The organism is Clostridium sp. YIM B02506 (assembly GCF_022324845.1).
In the GTDB taxonomy this organism is placed as follows: domain Bacteria; phylum Bacillota; class Clostridia; order Clostridiales; family Clostridiaceae; genus Clostridium_T; species Clostridium_T intestinale.
In genome coordinates this window covers 19360-38564 of sequence record NZ_JAKGTG010000016.1, presented here as the reverse complement: position 1 = coordinate 38564, position 19205 = coordinate 19360, and the positions used below count along the sequence as shown (strand labels likewise).

The following is a 19205-nucleotide window of genomic DNA, read 5'->3' as shown; positions in this document are numbered from 1 at the left end:
GAAGAAAAGAAGAAAAGAAGAAAAGAAGAAAAGAAGTGTAGAAATTATTAGAGTTAACTGTTTTTTATAAAAAAATAAGAAGCCTCTTTTAGACTCCTTATTGATAGTCGATTAAACTGCAACTTCCATCTTAATTGAAGGATGATGTTTATAATCTACAAGTTTAATATCATCAGGTGTAAAATCGTAGAAGTTTTTAATTTCAGGGTTAATCCAAAGTTTAGGTGCATCATAAGCTTCATTAGCCCTTCCTAGTTGAATCTTAAGACCTTCTACTTGATTTTCATATATATGAGCATTGTTAATAACATGAGTAAATAGGCCTGGTTTTAATCCTGTTGCTTGTGCTACTAAATGAACTAATACTGCATACTGGCTGGTGTTAAATGGAACTCCAAGTCCCCAATCTCCACTGCGCTGTACAAGCATACAATTAAGTTTTCCATCAGTTACATCCCACATAGTTAAGAAACAGCAAGGATGAAGTGGAGCGGTATCTAAATAAGGAATCTGCCAAAGGTTAATCATCATTCTTCTATCTTGAGGATTATTTCTTAAAGCTTCTAAAAGATTATCCATTTGATTAAACTTTTTTACTACCCATCCGTAGGATGTTCCTATAGTACCATCTTCTTGAATCCATTCATCCCATATGGATACATTTTGCTCTTGAAGTTTCTTTACATCATTTGATTGATCTTTAAATATCCAAAGAAGTTCTTTAACAGCAGTTTTAAAGGCTACAAATTTTGTTGTTAATATAGGAAATTCTTTTTCTAAATTAAATTGCATTATTTGATGGGGAAGTTTATAAGTTCTAATTCCTGTTCTGTTGTTGTCAAAGTATCCATTTTCTAAAATATCCTCAGCTATTGCTAAATATTTTTTATCATAAAGACTCATTAATTATTCATCCTTTCTTATTTCTAAAAATCCTACATTAATTTTATAATAAGTCTACGGTTATGTAAAATTAATTTAATTGTTTTATTGAACTTTTGTTCTCATTGATGTAATTAAGTCAATAATAAGATATAATAATATAAGGAAGATTATTAAAGAAATTGAGAGGTGGGTTACATTGGCTTATAAGGCTTTATATAGAGAGTGGAGACCTAAGACCTTTGAGGATATAATAGGTCAGGAACATGTAACAACTACATTAAAAAATCAGATATTAACTAATAGAATAGCCCATGCCTATCTTTTTTGTGGTACTAGAGGAACAGGAAAAACCTCTACTTCAAAGGTTTTTGCAAAGGCTTTAAATTGTCTTAATCCTCATGATGGAGAACCATGTAATGAGTGTGAAATGTGCGTAAAGATAAACGAGGGTTTAGCTATAGATATAAGTGAAATGGATGCTGCATCTAGAAATAAAGTAGAAAATATGAGAGATATTATTGATGAGGTTCAATATCCTCCTCAAGAAGCTAAGTACAAGATATACATACTGGATGAGGTTCATATGCTTACAACTGGTGCTGTAAATGCATTTTTAAAGACGTTAGAAGAGCCACCAAGTAATGTTATTTTTATTTTAGCTACTACCGATCCACAGAAGCTGCCTATTACTATTCTTTCAAGATGTCAAAGATTTGATTTTAAGAGAATATCTAATAATCATATGGTAAATAGGCTGAGAAAGATAGTAAAGGAAAAAGGGGTATTTGCAGATGATAAAAGTTTAGCTCTTATATGCAGGGTTTCTGATGGGGCTATGAGAGATGCACTTAGTATATTAGATCAATCTATATCCATGGGAGATGGAAAGGTTGATTATGATGAGTTAGTATCTATGCTTGGACTTGTAACGAATGATCATTTGTTAAAGATAACAGATGCTGTTATAGAAAAAAACATAGAGAAGACTATGAGAGTAATTGAGGACATTGTGTTTTCTGGAAAGGATATGTCTTTATTTATAAAAGACCTTACAAGCCATTTTAGAAACCTTCTTATGGTTAAGGTAACAAATAATCCAGAAGAAGTTTTAGATATGTCAGAAGAGAATATAGAGCTAGTAAAAGGGCAAGGAGAACGCTTAAGAATAGAAGAGATTATGAGAGATATAAGAATCCTTCAAGAGTGTGAGGAAAGCTCAAAGGTTAGTAAGCAGACAAGACTCTATATGGAATTAGCTGCTATAAAGATGTGTAAAATTGAATATGATACTTCTAAAGAAGTAATAATATCTAGAATAAATAGAATAGAAGAAGCTATAAAAAGCGGAAAGATAGCTGTTAGAGCAAAAACTGAAGTTAAGGAACCGGATATGGTTAAGGAATCTAAAGTAGCTCAAGTTACTAGAAGACCAGAAAAGAAAGAGGATGCTTCTATAAATACTAGTTTTAATGAGGATTCAAAAATTAGTATAGATGAAGTTAAGAGGGCTTGGAAAGATATACTAGAGAGGTTTAAAGCTAGAAGAGCTATGGTTGTATATGCCTCTCTTAGTACTGGAAAACCAGTGTCTTGTAATAATGGAGTCATCGAAATTCAATATGAAGATCAATATGGGTTTAATAAGTCTAGGCTTGAAAAGCCGGATACATCTAAATTAGTAAATGAAGTGTTTAGTGAAGTTCTAAAGGATGGAGTAAGGGTTAAATATTCTGTAATAACTGAAGAAGTTAGAGGTAAAACTACTGAAGAAATACTTTTAGATACAATTGGAGAAGATGCTTTAGAAATTTTAGATGAATAAAAGTCGTAAATGCTTTAATAGTAAGGAAAGGTTTGTATAGTCAAATAAAATACTATATAATATTAGTAGATTTATTGTTATAAGGAGGATAAGACATGGCAAAAGGTGGATTCCCTGGCGGTGGACTTGGAAATATGAATAACTTAATGAAGCAGGCTCAAAAGCTTCAACAAGAAATGGAAAAAGTACAAAAAGATTTAGAGGTTGCTGAATTTGAAGCAACAGTTGGTGGCGGAGCTGTTTTAGTTAAGGTTAATGGTAAAAAAGAGGTAACTCACATAGAAATAAAACCAGAAGTAGTAGATCCTGATGATGTTGAAATGCTTCAAGACTTAGTTCTTAGTGCTGTAAATCAAGCTATAAAGAAAGCAGATGAAGAAACATCAAGCAAGATGGGAAAATTAACAGGCGGAATGGGAATGCCTGGAGGACTATTTTAATAGACTAGAATGAGAAATTGAAATATTTAAGGTGTGTCTTAAGGATTTATTATTTTTAAGTCACACCTGTATTGTTTCTGAGAGGAAGGGAAATAAATGGACTTTTATCCTATTGCTATAGAAAAATTAATAGAGGAATTTGCAAAGTTGCCAAGCATTGGAAATAAGACTGCGCAAAGATTAACTTTACATATATTAAATCTTCCAGAAGATGAGGTTAAGGATTTTGCAAGAGCCTTAGTTCAAGCTAGAGGAACTATAAAATACTGTTCAGTATGTGGAAATTATACAGATAAAGATCCTTGCGCTATATGTTCTAACCCTAGTAGAGAAAAGAATGTTGTGTGTGTAGTAGAGCAACCTAAAGATATAATGACAATGGAGAGAGTAAAAGAATTTAATGGAGTATATCACGTGCTTCATGGAAATATATCTCCTATGCAGGGAAGAGGTCCTCAAGATATAAAGATAAGAGAACTTGTGGCTAGAATGAATTCTGATATAGAAGAAGTAATAGTTGCAACTAATCCTAATATAGAAGGTGAAGCTACAGCTATGTATATAGCTAAAATTCTTAAACCACTAGATGTAAAGGTAACTAGAATAGCTGCTGGTATTCCTGTAGGCGGAGATTTGGAATATGCAGATGAAGTCACTTTATCTAAGGCACTTGAAGGAAGAAAACAAATATAATAGAAACCATGTTTTTAGATAAATATAAACTAAGAACATGGTTTTATTTTAAAATAATTAAAAAGATATATGAATATGTTTACAAATGTGATAGAATTATAAGTATATACTTTTAATAGATGGAGGGTAAATCTATGAATTATTATATGACTTTTGATATTGGTGGAGGATCAGTAAAATATGGCATAATAGATGAAAATGCTGAAATAGTAGAAAAGGGATCTTTTAAAACTCCACATGGTGGTGATGGTGAAAAAGATCTAGATGAGCTTATAAAAAACATATCAGAAGTGACAAATGAATTTAAACCTAAATATAATTTAGTAGGGGTAGCTCTTAGTGCACCAGGAGCAGTTAATAACAAAACAGGATTTATAAACGGTGCTAGTGCATTACCTTATATACACGGTCCTAATATTAAGGAGTTAATAGAAAATAGTACAAACTTAAAAATGGCTATGGAAAACGATGCTAATTGTGCCGCTTTAGCAGAAGTTTGGAATGGAGTAGCTAAAGGTTGTAAAAATGTATTATTCGTAGTATGTGGAACAGGTATAGGAGGAGCTGTCATAGTTGATGGAAAGCTTCATACAGGTAAAAACCTTTATGGTGGAGAGTTTGGCTTTATGATAGCTGAAGCTGATTTTAAAAATAAGAAATTCTCAACATGGAGTGATAAAGGCTCTACTAATGCGATTGTAAGGAGAGCAGCTGAGCTTAAAGGAATAGATAAAAGTGAGTTAGATGGTAAAAAAGTTTTTGAATTAGCTGATAATGGAGATGAAGATGCAATTTTAGCTATAGATGAGTATTTTGAAACTACTGCAAAATGTATATATAATCTACAATACTCATTTGACCCTGAAATAATAGTAATTGGGGGAGCTATAAGCGCAAGAAAAGATTTGGTTGAAAGAATAGAACAAAAGCTAGATATAATACATGAAGGAATATCTATTGCAGATATAAGAGCTAATATAAAAGTATGTAAGTACTTTAATGATTCGAACTTATTAGGAGCTGTATATAATTTTAAGGCTACCTATAACTAATATAAAAAATGAGTATGATAATATAAAGTTGAATTATCATACTCAAATTTATTATATTCTATAATGGAATGTATAGAGGCTAGACCATTTCACTTTTTTCTTCTAATTTAGCATACATCTTTTCTTGTTGTCTTGTAGTGAATTGAAAATATATTTCGGTATTTGAAATAGATTTGTGACCAAGCCACCATTGTAATTCTTTTATATCCATATCTGATTCTGCCAAGTGAACAGCAGTACTATGTTTTAAAGCATGGAAATGGTGTTTCTTTTTATCATCAATATCAGCAGTTGCGCAATATTTTTTCATTAAGTAGTCTAAGGTATGTCTAGAAATAGGTTTGTCCTTTTGGCTCTTAAATAAAGCTTCACTATCTATATGTATATTAGCTATTGTTATGTGTTTATCAACAATTTCTTTAGTAATAGAATCCAATCTTATAGTATTATTTTTACTTCCTTTAAGTCGTTTGCAATAAATCTCCCCTTTGGAGATGTTGTAGTCTTCTAGTCTTAATAATGCTATCTCAGAAGCCCTTAAGCCACATCTATAAGCTACTCTAAATATTGCTAAATCTCTAATTGAATGTATACCTCTAGAATTTTTAATTGAGTTAAAAAGTCTAGACGCTTCTTGTTGCGTTAGATATTTAATTTTTTCACTAGCATCTCTGCCCATATACAATCCTCCTTAGTAAATACAACAAAACATTTATTTTGTTGAGTAAATAATACAATTTATTAAGATTAATGTCAAAACTAAAAATAACTATTCAAGAAATTTATGCATATAACTTGTAATTATTGTCAATAATTAAGATAAAATTATAGGAGGTATAGTATGAATAAAAATTCGATTTTAAAAATATTATTTTCTAAGGAAGAGAATTTAAGGTATGATAATATAACAGAGGATATATACAAAGCTATAAAAGATATAGAGTCCGCGCAAATGATGTTTGAAACTGTAAATAATCCAACTTTAATTGAAGTTGCCATATATACAGAGCAGGCAGCTAAGAGAAGATTAGATTTTTTAATTAAGGAAGCCAAAGAAAGAGGCGTAAAGGTTGATAACCAGTACATTTTGGACAAATATACGAAACTAGCTTAGTTAATTAAATTAAGGAGGGGGTCATTATGTTTCCTATAGAAATTCTTTACGGGGTAATTGGACTAATAGCATTAGTACTTCTATTTAAAATATTTTCATGGCCATTTAAGGTTTTAATGAAATTAATAGTAAATGGTATATTAGGAGCAATATTACTAATAATTTTCAATTTTTTTGGACAGGCGTTTGGTCTGTATATAGGAATAAATGCAACTACAGCTTTAATAGCAGGATTTTTTGGGATTCCAGGAGTAATATTTTTGGTTATATTTAAGTTATTTTTATAAGAAATTATTTTTGAGGTATTAGAATTAAAAGTTCTAGTACCTTTTTATTACATAATAAAAGAATAGTAGTTCTGAAGAGTAATTAGCCAGTGATTAATTATTAACCACTGGCTGAGGTTTATTTATAGATGGGAGTTGAGGTATTCAAAAAAAGAAAAGGAAACAAACTTGAGAGGTTCCTGATAAGGACACTATCACGTATATCCCTATAGAACTAATATATGAAATATATAATAATGTGTTACAAAAAATAAATAAAAATTATAAATTTAATCTTTCATTAATACAATATATAGAAGCAATTAATGAAAGGAAAGAAATGAAAAAATTTATTAACCAAGAAATAATTTTAAAGGACAAAAAAACTATTCTATTATCTCTGTTTTTTATTGTAGTAATTAGTTTTTTCTTAACTAATACTCATACAATGTTTTTAGCACAAGAAAATATATCAGAAAGTGAGGTATTAATAAGAAAGTATCTATCTTTAGCGCCAATTAAAGCTTGTATTTTATACTTTGTATATGGATTATTTATAGTTTTTTTGTTTAAGGACAAAAAAGAATTATTTAATGACATTGATAAAAACACATATAGCTTTAAGGAAGTATTTTTTACTAAATATTTATCATTTATTTCTGTGGTAACTCTAAACACTTTAATAATTTCTTTATTTAAATTAATGGCTTATTTTGTTAATAGTGATATTTTTTCAAGTTATTCCATAGGTGCATCTAGAGTTATTATGTTTTTCGTAATATTTACTTTGGTATCTATTACTGCAGGATCTTTAGGATTTTTATCTATATTTTTGATAAAAAATAATTTTATAGCAGTGGTATTGCTACCTATGATAGAGTATAGCTTGTTTTTACTTTTTGGATTATTTAACCTTCTAATTAGTAGCTATTTATGGCCTATTCAATGGTTATTAAATAAAATAAGTACATTTCTAGTAGATTATTTTGTGTTTTTTATTGCTTTTGATTGGAGAATAGAACTTCAGAGTTTAGGAATGCAACTTGGAAGTATAGCATTTTTCATGGCTTCTAGTGCTTTATTAATGCTATTATCTTACAAGGCAATGAAAAGAATAAAAGGAAATATAATAGAGAGAGATTATTATTTTCTTTGGATTAAAAAGGTTGTATCGGTAATTTTAGCTTTTATAGGAGCTTTTACAGTACTTGTATTTTTAGATTTAGCAGTACTATTAGTTATGCCTCAATCTTTTGATAAAATCAATTTAGGAATAAACATTTTTATGTTTATTATAGCGATAATTATATACAAAATGCTTGGAGTTAAAAATATTGATAATAAATTAGAGAAAAATTAATCAAATTGCAAATGTTAATGATTACAAAATGAACTTTTGCAAATTTTGAAAAGTGTATTGCTTTTTTTTTAACAGCTTATATAATAGAAATATATTAAACGAAGGCGTTTAATAGAGCAACAGCTCTATTAAGCGTCTTTTTCTTTTTTAGTGAAAACAAATGCAAAATTTGAGTTAAACCATGGGAATTCATATTTTAGTATTTGATCATTAAGGAATCATAAAGATAAGATAAATATTAATTTAAACTAGGGGATGTTAATATGGAATTTAATGGAGCAGATTCAGTTTTTGTATTAGTTTGTACGGCGCTTGTTATGTTAATGACACCAGCTTTAGCACTTTTCTATGGTGGTATGGTTAGAAAGAAAAATGTTGTAAGTACCACTATGCATAGTTATGTAACTATTGCACTTGTATCAATACAATGGATATTAATAGGTTATACATTGGTGTTTGGAAATGATATTGGGGGAATTATAGGCGATTTAAAATATGCTTTGTTGAATGGGGTAGGGTTTGAACCCAATGCAGATTATGCAGCTACAATACCTCATCAAGGATTTATGTTATTTCAAATGATGTTTGCAATTATAACACCTGCATTAATATCTGGATCTTTTGCTGAAAGAATGAGATTCCCAGCAGTTATACTATTCGTATTAGCATGGACTACTTTAGTTTATGATCCAATAGCTCACTGGGTATGGGGAGTTGGCGGATGGATTAGAAACCTTGGTGCATTAGACTTCGCTGGCGGAAATGTTGTTCATATAAGTTCAGGTATTTCGGCTTTGGTAGTGGCTTTACTTATAGGTAAGAGAAAAAATATAAAAGATATCACTGCACATCATATACCAATGACAATACTTGGAGGAGGACTTCTTTGGTTTGGATGGTTTGGATTTAATGCAGGAAGTGCTTTAGGTTTAAATGATGTAGCTTTAGATGCTTTTATAACTACTAATACTTCAGCAGCTGCTGCTGGATTGTCTTGGATGTTATTTGAATATGCTCATACTAAGAAATTCTCAGCTATTGGTTTCATAAGTGGAGCTGTAGCAGGTCTTGTAGCGATAACACCAGGAGCTGGATTTGTTACACCAATAGCTTCATTAGCTATAGGCGCTATAGGCGGGGCAATTTGTTATGGCGCAGTAACTTTCTTAAAAGAAAAGTTAGGTTATGATGATGCTTTAGATGCATTTGGATGCCACGGGATAGGTGGTATATGGGGAGGAATAGCAGTAGGACTATTCGGAACAACAGGAATTAATGCAGCTGGAGCAGATGGACTTTTCTACGGTGGTGGAGTTACTCTTTTATCAGCGCAAATTATAAGTATTGCAGCAACCATAGTGTATTCAGCTATAGTAACATTTGCAATAGTAAAAGTTATAGGATTAATTACAGTATTCAGGGCAACAAATATTGAAGAAGATTATGGTCTAGATGTAACTATGCATGGAAAAGGTGCATATGGTGAATTTGGAGTAATAGAAGAAAAAGAAAGCTATAGTGCATAGTTTTATTGAAGAAAAAGAAAGCTACGGTGTATAGTTTTTAAGTAAGTTAAAAATATAAGTTTATTTTTATAATATTGTGTGAAAAATTAAGTATAAAACCAATTTTTAATTGGTTTTATACTTTTTTTTATGGATTTGTTATAATACTTATATATAAATAGGATAGGAAAGGAATAAAAGACTAATGACTAGAGGAAACGGATTTAATTGTGCTCATTGTCCAGAATACAAAAAAGGAACTTGTAATGGAGATAGGGACTGCATGTGTTACGAATGTCCTAGAAATTTGGGACAGTGTTTATGCGTAAAGTATTGTAGAGAAACAGAATCTATTTTGACGATAGAAGAAGAATAGTTATAAGGAGGACTTTTAAGTATGGAAAAAAAGTTAGAACAAAAACTTGTAGAGTTTAAAGAATATATCAAAACTATGGAAATTACTAAACAGGCTATAGATTTAATTTATTGGGATAAGCTTGTATGTATGCCTAAAAAAGCTGTTGAAGGAAGAGCAGAAGTTATAGGACTTCTTTCAGAACAATTATTTAATCAACAAACTTCTAAAGAGATGAGAGAGTTTCTAGAGCTTTTTAAAGAAAACTCAGATGGGTTAAGTCAAGTTGATAAAGCAATGATAAAAAGATTAGATAAAGAATATAATGAAACCAAAAAAATACCAGTAGAAAGGTATAAAGAATTTGTAATACTTACATCTAAATCGGAAGCTGCGTGGGAAGAAGCTAAAGACAAAAATGATTTTAATATTTTTAAGCCTTATTTATCAAAGGTTGAAAACTTTCAAAAAGAGTTTGTAGGCTATTGGGGATATAAAGATCATAAATATAATACCCTTTTAGATAAGTATGAAGAAGGAATAACAGTTGAAGTTCTTGATAAGGTATTTGGAGATTTAAGAGATGCTTTAGTAGAGCTTCTAAATAAGATAAAGAATAGTAAAATAACTATAAATTCTGATTTATTAAATTCAAGTTATGATAAAGAAAAACAAAGAGAATTAAGTTTATATGCACTTAAATTAATAGGCTTTGACATGGAAGCAGGTAGGTTAGATGAAAGTACACATCCCTTTACTACCAACTTTACTAATAAAGATGTAAGATTAACTACTCATTATTATGAACAGGATTTATTATCTGCTTTATTTTCTACTATACATGAAGGTGGACATGGGATATATGAGCAAAATATATCTGACGACTTACAAAACACTTGGTTGTCTACGGGAGCATCCATGGGTATCCACGAATCACAATCTAGATTTTATGAAAATATTATAGGAAGAAGTGAGGAGTTTTTGAGATACTTATATCCTAAGATTAAAGAGCTTTTCAAAAGCTTTGATAAAATAGATTTCAATGAGTTTTATAAGGTAGTAAATAAGGTTGAACCATCTTTAATTAGAACAGAAGCAGATGAACTTACTTATTCTCTTCATGTAATAATTAGATATGAAATAGAAAAAGCTTTATTTAATGATGAAATAACAGTAGAAGAGTTACCAGAAGTGTGGAAGAAAAAATATAAAGAGTACTTAGGGGTTGAGCCTGATACAGATTCTTTAGGGGTACTTCAAGACATGCATTGGTCAGATGGATCTTTTGGATATTTCCCAAGTTATGCATTAGGTAATTTATATGGGGCTCAAATTTTTAATACTATGAAAAAGGATATTCCTGATGTTTATGAATTAATAGCCAAAGGAGATATTATATCTATTACAAAATGGCTAAAAGATAATGTTCATAAATACGGTTCATTATATTCCCCTAAAGAGTTAATTCTTAAAGTCACAGGAGAAGAATTAAACTCTCAATATTTTATTGATTATTTAGAAGAGAAATATTCAAAGCTTTATAGTATTTAAGTAGAAATTTAGAGCAAAATAATATATATATCTATACATAAGAGGTGAATAATATGAATAGACCTTATTTATCAGTTATGAATGGTGAAGTATGTGAAGATTTTTGCTCTATGAATGAATTAAATAATTTAAGTATGAGGGAAATATATTCTAGTTGTAGCAACTGTATACAATATAAAAATGGTAATTGTATAAAAGGAAACTATGAATTTATTTTAGAAATTAGTAAAAATTGATATAAGTATTTATAATAAAAGCATCAATTGTGGTGCTTTTATTTTTTAGGTACTATTTTTGAAGTTATAAACATATATTAATTTCTTAAGGTTTACAATTATAAATTTATAAAATAATATAAATACTTAGGAATTAAGGTAAATTTAATAATAAAAACATTGTTTTGAGTATAAAAAAGTAGTAGAATTAACAAATAAAATGTTAAAATAACAATATGTCTAATTGATAATATTTTAACAACATTTTACGGTTAGAGAAAAATTTAAGGGGGCTTTTATTAATGGGAAGAGTATATAATTTTTCTGCTGGTCCAGCAGTATTACCTGAAGAGGTGCTTAAAGAAGCAGCTGAAGAAATGTTAGACTATAAAGGTACAGGAATGTCTGTCATGGAAATGAGCCATCGTTCCAAAGCTTTTGAAGGCATAATTGGGGATGCCGAAGCTTCGTTAAGAGAGCTTATGAATATACCTGATAATTATAAGGTTTTATTTCTTCAAGGTGGGGCGTCTCAACAATTTGCTATGATTCCAATGAATTTAATGAAAAATAAAGTTGCTGACTATATAAATACTGGACAATGGTCTAAAAAAGCAATATCAGAAGCAAAGATTTATGGAAAGGTTAATGTTTTAGCTTCTTCAGAGGATAAAACTTTTTCTTATATACCAGATTTAAAAGATATAAAAATATCAGAAGATGCTGATTACGTATATATATGTCATAACAACACGATATATGGAACCAAGTTTAATGAGCTTCCTGAAACAGGGGACAAGATATTAATTGCAGATATGTCATCAGATATATTATCTGAACCAGTAGATGTTTCTAAATACGGATTAATATTTGCGGGAGCTCAAAAAAATATTGGACCTGCAGGAGTTGTAGTTGTTATTATTCGTGAAGATTTGATAACTGAAGATGTATTACCAGGAACTCCTACAATGCTTAAGTATAAAACACATGTAGACAACTCTTCATTATATAACACACCACCGGCTTATGGAATATACGTATGTGGTAAGGTGTTTAAATGGATTCAAAATAAAGGTGGCTTAGAGGCTATGAAGAAAATTAATGAAGAAAAAGCTGCCATATTATATGATTACCTAGATTCAAGTAAGATGTTTAGAGGAACTGTTGTTAAAAAAGATCGTTCTTTAATGAATGTTCCTTTTGTAACTGACTCTGAAGAATTAAATGCTAAATTTATAAAAGAAGCTAAGGCGCTGGGCTTTGAAAATCTAAAAGGCCATAGAAGTGTTGGCGGAATGAGGGCTAGTATATATAATGCTATGCCAATAGAAGGAGTTAAAACCTTAGTAGAATTTATGAAAAAATTTGAAGCAGAAAATAGCTAAAGAGAATTGGGGAGTGAAAAAATGTTTAAGATAAATTGTCTAAATCCTATAGCGGATATTGGATTAAAAATATTTGATGATAAATATACACAAGTAGAGGCTTTTGGTGATGCTGAGGCTGTGTTAGTAAGAAGTGCAAGTGTCCATGATTTAGAGCTATCAGATAGCTTAGAAGCTATAGCAAGAGCAGGGGCAGGCGTTAATAATATCCCCCTTGAAAAGTGTGCTGAAAAAGGAATAGTTGTATTTAATACTCCTGGTGCTAATGCAAATGGAGTAAAAGAAATAGTTATAGCTGGATTACTTTTATCTTCTCGTGACATAGTTGGAGGAGTAAATTGGGTAGAATCAGTAAAAGAAGATCAAGATGTAGCAAAACTTGTAGAAAAAAATAAATCTAAATTTTCTGGAATAGAAATTGAAGGTAAAAAACTAGGAGTAATAGGGCTTGGGGCTATTGGAGTTTTAGTAGCTAATGCAGCCAATAGATTAGGTATGGAAGTGTATGGTTATGATCCTTTTATATCAGTTGATGCTGCATGGAACCTTTCTAGAGATATAAGACATAGTAAGTCTTTAGAAGAAATATTCAGAGAATGTGATTTTATAACAGTTCACGTTCCAGCATTAGATTCTACAAAAGGTATGTTTAATAAAGACTCTTTTTCAATAATGAAAGATGGAGTTAAGATATTAAATTTCTCAAGAGATACTTTAGTAAATGATGATGATATGTTAGAAGCATTAAACTCAGGAAAGGTTTATAGATACGTAACAGACTTTCCAAATCCAAAGATTGCAGGAGCAAAGGGAGTTATAGCAATTCCTCATTTGGGAGCATCAACAAATGAATCAGAGGACAACTGTGCAGTTATGGCAGTAAAACAATTAAGAGATTACTTGGAAAATGGTAATATAAAAAATTCAGTTAATTACCCTAATTGTGATATGGGAATATGTACTCAGGTTGGACGTATAGCAATAAACCATAAAAATATTCCTAATATGCTAAGTCAATTTACTTCCGTTTTAGCTAATGAAAATATAAATATATCAGACATGATTAATAAGAGTAGAGGTCAATGGGCGTATACTATGTTAGATATAGAAGCGCCAGCTACAACGGAATTTGTAGAGAAAATTAAGGAAATTGATGGAGTAGTAAAAGTAAGAATTATTAAATAATTAAGGTTAAGGGGACAAGTTAAGTTGCCCCCTTAAATTATATATTAGATAAGGAGAGATATTATGGCTACTATAAGACCTTTTAAATGTATAAGACCGGAGAAAAACGTGGTAAGTAAGGTGGCTGCACTTCCTTACGATGTTTATAATAGAGACGAGGCGCTAGAAGAAGTATTAAAAGAACCATTATCCTTTTTAAAAATAGATAGAGCTGAAACGCAGTTTGATAAAGATTTTAATCCTTATGATAAACAAGTATATGAAAAAGCAAGAGATATACTTCAAGAAATGCTTCAAGATGGAACTTTATTAAATGATAATGAAGAAGGATATTATATATATGAGCTTACTATGAATGGACGTTCTCAAACAGGAGTAGTAGGTTGTGCATCTATTGATGATTATTTAAATGATGTTATAAAAAAACATGAGAAAACTAGAGAAGATAAAGAAATAGATAGAATAAATCATGTTGATATATGTAATGCTCAAACTGGTCCTATATTTTTAGCTTATAGATCACAAGAAATAATTAATGAGGTCGTTAATAAGATTAAAACTGAAGAGGTTTTATATAATTTTATAGCACAAGATGGAGTTAAGCATGTAGTTTGGAAGGTAAGTGAGGAAGCTGATGTAAAAGTCATAGCAGAAGCATTTAAAAATATAGATAATATATATATAGCAGATGGACATCATAGAACAGCATCAGCAGTAAAGGTAGGTCTAAAAAGAAGAGAAGAGAATCCAGGTTATACTGGAGATGAGGAATTTAACTTCTTTCTTTCAGTATTATTCCCACATGACCAACTTATGATACTAGATTACAATCGTGTAGTAAAAGACTTAAATGGATATTCCAAGGAAGATTTTTTGTACGAAGTATCAAGGAATTTCAAGGTTGAAGAAGTTGGGTCAGAAGCTTACAAACCTGAAGAAAAAGCAACCTTCGGAATGTATTTAGATAATACGTGGTACAAGCTAACTTTAGATGAAGAGTTACTTTCAGATGATCCAGTACAAGGATTAGATGTTGCAATATTAGAAAATAATTTATTAAGTCCTATACTTAATATAAAAGATATAAGAACAGACAAAAGAATAGATTTTGTTGGTGGAATAAGAGGGCTAAAAGAACTAGAGAAAAGAGTAGATAGCGGAGAAATGAAAGTAGCATTTTCTATGCATCCTACATCAATAACAGAATTATTTGATGTATCTGATGCAAATGAATTGATGCCACCTAAATCAACATGGTTTGAACCAAAACTTAGAAGTGGAATATTCATACATGAACTATAATATTAAGCAAGGATAATTAATTATCCTTGCTTTTATTAAATTATATGACAAAAGTTGTGGATAAACTCATTTAATTATGGATTATCAACAAATACTGTTAATAATGCTGTGGATAATATGTTAATATCTATTGTAAAATATGACAATATTTGTTATACTATCTTTAGAAATATGTAATATTATAGTAAACAATGTATTAATGATTAAATTTGATAGTATGAATTGGGGTATAGGGTTGAAGATAGTAAATAATATTTAATAAGGGGTATTTATGAGTATATTGAGTCTAAAGTATGAAAAAAATTACGAAAGATTGTATAAAAATATAGTTATTAGATTAGTTGGGACGTTTTTAGTAGCTGTAAGTGCATCTTTATTAATATGGATGGTATTTTGGAGTATAAATAGCCAACTAACAAATATTATTTTGGGGCTAATTAACATTTTTATTTTATTAGCGATACTTTTAATTTCTTTTAATACACATTCTGATAAAAAAAGCCTTAATATTTTGTGTCCTGGCTTTCTTATTGTATCAATAGTGGATTTTGTGCATTTTTATAATTACAGTCACTTATTACAAGATATTGAGATTAATGGGGTAAATATATCTTTAAAATACTGGATGGTAGCGAGGATTTTGGAGATTATAGTTTTATTTATACACTTATGTGGAACTAAGAAATTAGCGAGTTATAGAAACACTATTATATTATGTTTTGGAATGATTAGTGTTAATTTGATTTTAATTCTTCATATACAAGTTTTACAATTTTTAAATGTGTATGATAAGTACAATTTAAACACTATAAAGATTATATTAAGTTCGGTTAGTTTAGGTATAGCCATATATATGATTAATAAAATTAAAGATAGCTTTACGAGGAATATAATTTTAGAATCTAGGTACCTTTATTTAAGTATATTTTTTGTTATTTTAGCTGAAATTTCTTCTATTTTTTTAGAAGGAGTTAGTTCTTTTTGGGTAATCCTTGTTACTATCCTTAGAACTTGTAGTTATTTATATCTTTATAAAGGGGTTTTTGAAGATTTAATTGGTAGGAATAATCAATGTATAAATAAAGAGATGAAAACATATAGAAAAAATCATCATGTATTGCTGAATAGTAGCATAAAAAAAGAACCAATTGTTAAAAGTCTTAGTTTAAATGTGGAAGAAATATTAAATGCTGTATCAGTACCAACAATAATTGTAGATTATAAAGGTAAAATAGTTGTATGTAGTGAATCATATGCAAATTTAGTAGATATGGAATATAGTGATATAATAAATACCAATATAAACGAACTTATTAAGATTATAAAGTTAACTGATAAAGATATACCTAAAAAGTTTGATTTTGATAATTACAAGAATAAAATAGATGATTGGCAAATTAAAACTCCAAAAGGAAATAAAAAATATGTACAAGTTACATTCTCTATTATTACAGATAATTATAATGATAAAATCGGTGTAGTTTGTGTAATGCATGATATTACAAGGATAAAAGAGGAACAAAAGAAGTTAATAAATCAAGAGAAGCTAGCTTTAATGGGACAAATGGGAGCTACAATTGTTCATGAAACCCGAAATTTTTTAACTACTATAAAGGGAAATAGTCAGCTAATAGAGTTATATTGTAATAATGATAAGATTAAAAAATATGCTCAGAAAATTAATTATGATACAAATGAAGTAAATAGAATAATTACTGATTTCTTGAATTTATCAAAGCCTAGAGAAACCGAGTTAGTTGAAGTAGCATTTAGTGATTTAGTACTTTCAATGAGGAATACTATTGAAACATCTTCATTAATGAATAATTCACAATTAGTTTTAGATATAGACTATGATGAAAGATATATACTATGTGATGAGACACAGATTAAGCAGGTTATACTTAATATATGTAAAAATGCTGTAGAATCTATGGATAAGGTGTTGAATCCCACATTAAAGATAAGTACAGGATTAGACGAAGAGTGCAAAGAAGTTTTTATAAATATATCTGATAATGGGACCGGAATAGATGAAGAAACTATAAAGAAAATAGGCACACCATTTTTTACAACTAAAAAGACAGGTACAGGTCTAGGACTTAATGCATGTTATCAAATAATAAAAGAACACGAGGGAAGAATAGAAATACAAAGCAAACTAGGGGTAGGAACTACCTTCAAAATTGTTATGCCATATATAGATGAAGACATAGAAGATGAAATTATATAGTTTTAAATATAAGTGTAAATGATAACATCAATAAATAAGGTGCCTGTGGCACCTTATTTATTTTATATAAACATATCCATCCTGTGGTGCAGGGATTTCTTCAAGCTTATCTATAACAACGACAGGAGTGGTGGTTAATTGATTATCAAAGGAATAGCTTTTAGAAGAAATTTTTCCTTGAACTTTAATCCAAGTACCTTCACTTAACTGAGAAGAATCATGAGGAAGCCTTCCTATTGGGCCTATAAGTTGAGAATCGGCTACACAGCAGCTCATAAAGAGTCTCCCTATTACAAATTCATTATTATCTAGCCCCTCTTCTTTATGGACAAAGCCACTTATGGTCACAATTCTTCCGCTATATGAATTCGTATGCTCAAAAATATCTGATAGTACAGTAACAAAATTATCTTGAGTTATGTCTAATGGAAGCTTCAGCTGCCTTTCTTCTTTAGTTAATTCCCCAGATACATTTGCCACTTTATTAATAGCTTTTACACCTTTATTATCCACTATAGTTGCATCTATACCAGCTTTTGCAGCTCCTTTTCCTATAAGAATCATAAATAAAAATAACAGGAAAACTTTATTAATAGGCCTATTGCTCATTGTAGTAAAACTTTTACTTAACTGATATATAGTCAAAACAGCTAAAACAATTTGAAATATATTAACAAATAAAATTATTTTAGGACTTATAAAGAGCTTGATTTTACCTGTAGATGTTAAATCATATAAAAATAATGATAACAGAAGAAAAGTTATAAATTTTATAAACTCATTTATATTGAATCTTCTCATTTAAAAAACCTCACAATCTCTATTATATTTATAGAAGAACCTATCAAATAGCAAATTACGCATATTGAGACTAACAGTAATAAAATATATCTCTTTTTAAATGCACCAATAAGCATTAAAGTATTTTTTATATCTAGCATAGGACCAAAAATAAGGAACGCTATTATAGAACCATTTGTAAACTGTCCAACAAATGTTGAGGCTATAAAAGCATCAGCTTCAGAGCATATAGACAATAAAAATGCTAAGGACATCATAGCAACTACAGACAAGAGTGAATTATTTCCTAGGTAATTTAAACTATCTCTTGAAACCAAAACCTGAAATATCGCTGAAAGCACTGCTCCTAATATAACATACTTACTTACATCTAAGAATTCTGATCCTACGGTATCAAGTAAAGTAGAGATTTTTGATTTTTTTTCTGAGTAATTATGTGAAGTTCCACATAGACATAAATCATCATCAAAATCATAATCTGTTGATTTTAAAACTTCATCTTTGTTTTTATCAAGAATACTAACTATAAAACCTATTATTATAGCGGCAACAATTCCACCTGAAATTCTTAAAAAAAGAAATTGAATATTATTACTAAAAGCATAGTAGGTTGATAGAATAACAACAGGATTAATAATAGGTGTAGCCAACATAAAGGTAGTTGCAACCCCAACAGGAACCCCTTTTTTTATTAATCTTTTTGCGATTGGTATTATTGCGCATTCACATATAGGAAGAAAAATACCAACTACTGAAGCAGCCATTAAAGCTAATAATTTATTTTTAGGTAGTATCTTAGCTAGAGTTTCTTCAGATACAAATAGTTGAATTAATGAAGATATTAAAGACCCAATGAAAATAAAAGGGAGTGCCTCTAAAATTATACTTGTAAATATAACCGAAAAATTGCTTAAAGTTCTCATATTAATAACTATTTTAAACTTTATAGATAACAGAATTATAAGTGTTATTATAGGGAGTATAGCAAGTTTTGATAAAATATTTATAATGTTTTTAGAATCAGTACTTCTATATTGCAAG

The 19205-nt window shown here is 29.5% G+C and carries 19 protein-coding genes; 15 read left to right on the top strand and 4 right to left on the bottom strand.

The annotated features are described in order from the left end of the window. Window positions 1-111: 111 nt before the first annotated feature. Window positions 112-903, bottom strand: a complete 792-nt coding sequence (locus L1S49_RS13090) for a thymidylate synthase (RefSeq protein WP_021803891.1) — start codon at window positions 901-903, stop codon at window positions 112-114. A gap of 178 nt (window positions 904-1081) precedes the next feature. On the opposite strand from L1S49_RS13090, the gene dnaX reads away from it, so the two are divergent. From dnaX to L1S49_RS13070, 4 genes are all read left to right on the top strand, one after another. Further along, entirely contained in the window at window positions 1082-2707 is a 1626-nt protein-coding gene (gene dnaX / locus L1S49_RS13085) for a DNA polymerase III subunit gamma/tau (protein ID WP_238905180.1), read from the top strand. 95 nt (window positions 2708-2802) lie between these two features. Beyond that, complete coding sequence (locus L1S49_RS13080; protein WP_021803889.1) at window positions 2803-3147, top strand: YbaB/EbfC family nucleoid-associated protein; 345 nt, start codon at window positions 2803-2805, stop codon at window positions 3145-3147. Between the two features lie 96 nt (window positions 3148-3243). Further along, on the top strand, window positions 3244-3840 hold the full coding sequence (recR, locus tag L1S49_RS13075; RefSeq protein WP_238905178.1) for a recombination mediator RecR: 597 nt from the start codon (window positions 3244-3246) through the stop codon (window positions 3838-3840). 134 nt (window positions 3841-3974) lie between these two features. Beyond that, window positions 3975-4892, top strand: a complete 918-nt coding sequence (locus L1S49_RS13070) for an ROK family protein (protein WP_238905176.1) — start codon at window positions 3975-3977, stop codon at window positions 4890-4892. Window positions 4893-4971: 79 nt separating this feature from the next. On the opposite strand, the gene L1S49_RS13065 is transcribed toward L1S49_RS13070, so the two are convergent. Beyond that, the gene (locus L1S49_RS13065) at window positions 4972-5571 is read right to left on the bottom strand and encodes a tyrosine-type recombinase/integrase (protein ID WP_021803886.1); all 600 of its coding nucleotides are present in this window, start codon (window positions 5569-5571) and stop codon (window positions 4972-4974) included. 162 nt (window positions 5572-5733) lie between these two features. Between L1S49_RS13065 and L1S49_RS13060 the strand changes: the two genes are divergently transcribed. The 11 genes from L1S49_RS13060 to L1S49_RS13010 all read left to right on the top strand — a co-directional run bounded on the left by L1S49_RS13060 (window position 5734) and on the right by L1S49_RS13010 (window position 17363). Continuing rightward, entirely contained in the window at window positions 5734-6006 is a 273-nt protein-coding gene (locus L1S49_RS13060) for a DUF2508 family protein (RefSeq protein ID WP_021803885.1), read from the top strand. A 26-nt stretch (window positions 6007-6032) separates the two neighbouring features. Then, window positions 6033-6293, top strand: coding sequence for a pro-sigmaK processing inhibitor BofA family protein (locus L1S49_RS13055; RefSeq protein WP_238905173.1), 261 nt, complete (start codon window positions 6033-6035; stop codon window positions 6291-6293). A gap of 319 nt (window positions 6294-6612) precedes the next feature. Beyond that, a complete protein-coding gene (locus L1S49_RS13050) occupies window positions 6613-7632 on the top strand; it encodes a hypothetical protein (protein WP_238905171.1) in 1020 nt (339 codons plus the stop codon). A gap of 263 nt (window positions 7633-7895) precedes the next feature. Further along, window positions 7896-9158, top strand: coding sequence for an ammonium transporter (locus L1S49_RS13045; protein ID WP_238905168.1), 1263 nt, complete (start codon window positions 7896-7898; stop codon window positions 9156-9158). A gap of 184 nt (window positions 9159-9342) precedes the next feature. Then, window positions 9343-9513: a hypothetical protein gene (locus L1S49_RS13040; protein WP_021803881.1), complete on the top strand. Its 171-nt coding sequence runs from the start codon at window positions 9343-9345 to the stop codon at window positions 9511-9513. A gap of 21 nt (window positions 9514-9534) precedes the next feature. Then, window positions 9535-11043, top strand: coding sequence for a carboxypeptidase M32 (locus L1S49_RS13035; protein WP_238905166.1), 1509 nt, complete (start codon window positions 9535-9537; stop codon window positions 11041-11043). 53 nt (window positions 11044-11096) lie between these two features. Continuing rightward, window positions 11097-11279 carry a hypothetical protein gene (locus L1S49_RS13030; protein WP_073022773.1) on the top strand — a complete coding sequence of 61 codons (183 nt, stop codon included), beginning with the start codon at window positions 11097-11099 and terminating at the stop codon, window positions 11277-11279. 281 nt (window positions 11280-11560) lie between these two features. Continuing rightward, entirely contained in the window at window positions 11561-12643 is a 1083-nt protein-coding gene (serC, locus tag L1S49_RS13025; RefSeq protein ID WP_238905164.1) for a 3-phosphoserine/phosphohydroxythreonine transaminase, read from the top strand. A 21-nt stretch (window positions 12644-12664) separates the two neighbouring features. Beyond that, window positions 12665-13828, top strand: a complete 1164-nt coding sequence (locus L1S49_RS13020) for a phosphoglycerate dehydrogenase (protein ID WP_238905162.1) — start codon at window positions 12665-12667, stop codon at window positions 13826-13828. Between the two features lie 63 nt (window positions 13829-13891). Then, a complete protein-coding gene (locus L1S49_RS13015) occupies window positions 13892-15130 on the top strand; it encodes a DUF1015 family protein (RefSeq protein ID WP_238905160.1) in 1239 nt (412 codons plus the stop codon). A gap of 271 nt (window positions 15131-15401) precedes the next feature. Further along, window positions 15402-17363, top strand: a complete 1962-nt coding sequence (locus L1S49_RS13010) for an ATP-binding protein (RefSeq protein WP_238905155.1) — start codon at window positions 15402-15404, stop codon at window positions 17361-17363. Window positions 17364-17420: 57 nt separating this feature from the next. On the opposite strand, the gene L1S49_RS13005 is transcribed toward L1S49_RS13010, so the two are convergent. Together L1S49_RS13005 and L1S49_RS13000 are read right to left on the bottom strand one after the other, a co-directional pair. After that, window positions 17421-18164, bottom strand: coding sequence for a TIGR03943 family protein (locus L1S49_RS13005; protein ID WP_238905152.1), 744 nt, complete (start codon window positions 18162-18164; stop codon window positions 17421-17423). Beyond that, a complete protein-coding gene (locus L1S49_RS13000; protein WP_238905150.1) occupies window positions 18161-19204 on the bottom strand; it encodes a permease in 1044 nt (347 codons plus the stop codon). Before L1S49_RS13000 ends, L1S49_RS13005 begins: the two co-directional genes overlap by 4 nt. Window position 19205 lies beyond the last annotated feature (1 nt).

Bases quoted from the DNA above. Each gene is read 5' to 3' on its own strand.
- L1S49_RS13090 (WP_021803891.1), bottom strand. From the start codon at position 903: ATGAGTCTTTATGATAAAAAATATTTAGCAATAGCTGAGGATATTTTA.
- L1S49_RS13080 (WP_021803889.1), top strand. From the start codon at position 2,803: ATGGCAAAAGGTGGATTCCCTGGCGGTGGACTTGGAAATATGAATAAC.
- recR (WP_238905178.1), top strand. From the start codon at position 3,244: ATGGACTTTTATCCTATTGCTATAGAAAAATTAATAGAGGAATTTGCA.
- L1S49_RS13070 (WP_238905176.1), top strand. From the start codon at position 3,975: ATGAATTATTATATGACTTTTGATATTGGTGGAGGATCAGTAAAATAT.
- L1S49_RS13065 (WP_021803886.1), bottom strand. From the start codon at position 5,571: ATGGGCAGAGATGCTAGTGAAAAAATTAAATATCTAACGCAACAAGAA.
- L1S49_RS13060 (WP_021803885.1), top strand. From the start codon at position 5,734: ATGAATAAAAATTCGATTTTAAAAATATTATTTTCTAAGGAAGAGAAT.
- L1S49_RS13055 (WP_238905173.1), top strand. From the start codon at position 6,033: ATGTTTCCTATAGAAATTCTTTACGGGGTAATTGGACTAATAGCATTA.
- L1S49_RS13050 (WP_238905171.1), top strand. From the start codon at position 6,613: ATGAAAAAATTTATTAACCAAGAAATAATTTTAAAGGACAAAAAAACT.
- L1S49_RS13045 (WP_238905168.1), top strand. From the start codon at position 7,896: ATGGAATTTAATGGAGCAGATTCAGTTTTTGTATTAGTTTGTACGGCG.
- L1S49_RS13040 (WP_021803881.1), top strand. From the start codon at position 9,343: ATGACTAGAGGAAACGGATTTAATTGTGCTCATTGTCCAGAATACAAA.
- L1S49_RS13035 (WP_238905166.1), top strand. From the start codon at position 9,535: ATGGAAAAAAAGTTAGAACAAAAACTTGTAGAGTTTAAAGAATATATC.
- L1S49_RS13030 (WP_073022773.1), top strand. From the start codon at position 11,097: ATGAATAGACCTTATTTATCAGTTATGAATGGTGAAGTATGTGAAGAT.
- serC (WP_238905164.1), top strand. From the start codon at position 11,561: ATGGGAAGAGTATATAATTTTTCTGCTGGTCCAGCAGTATTACCTGAA.
- L1S49_RS13020 (WP_238905162.1), top strand. From the start codon at position 12,665: ATGTTTAAGATAAATTGTCTAAATCCTATAGCGGATATTGGATTAAAA.
- L1S49_RS13015 (WP_238905160.1), top strand. From the start codon at position 13,892: ATGGCTACTATAAGACCTTTTAAATGTATAAGACCGGAGAAAAACGTG.
- L1S49_RS13010 (WP_238905155.1), top strand. From the start codon at position 15,402: ATGAGTATATTGAGTCTAAAGTATGAAAAAAATTACGAAAGATTGTAT.
- L1S49_RS13005 (WP_238905152.1), bottom strand. From the start codon at position 18,164: ATGAGAAGATTCAATATAAATGAGTTTATAAAATTTATAACTTTTCTT.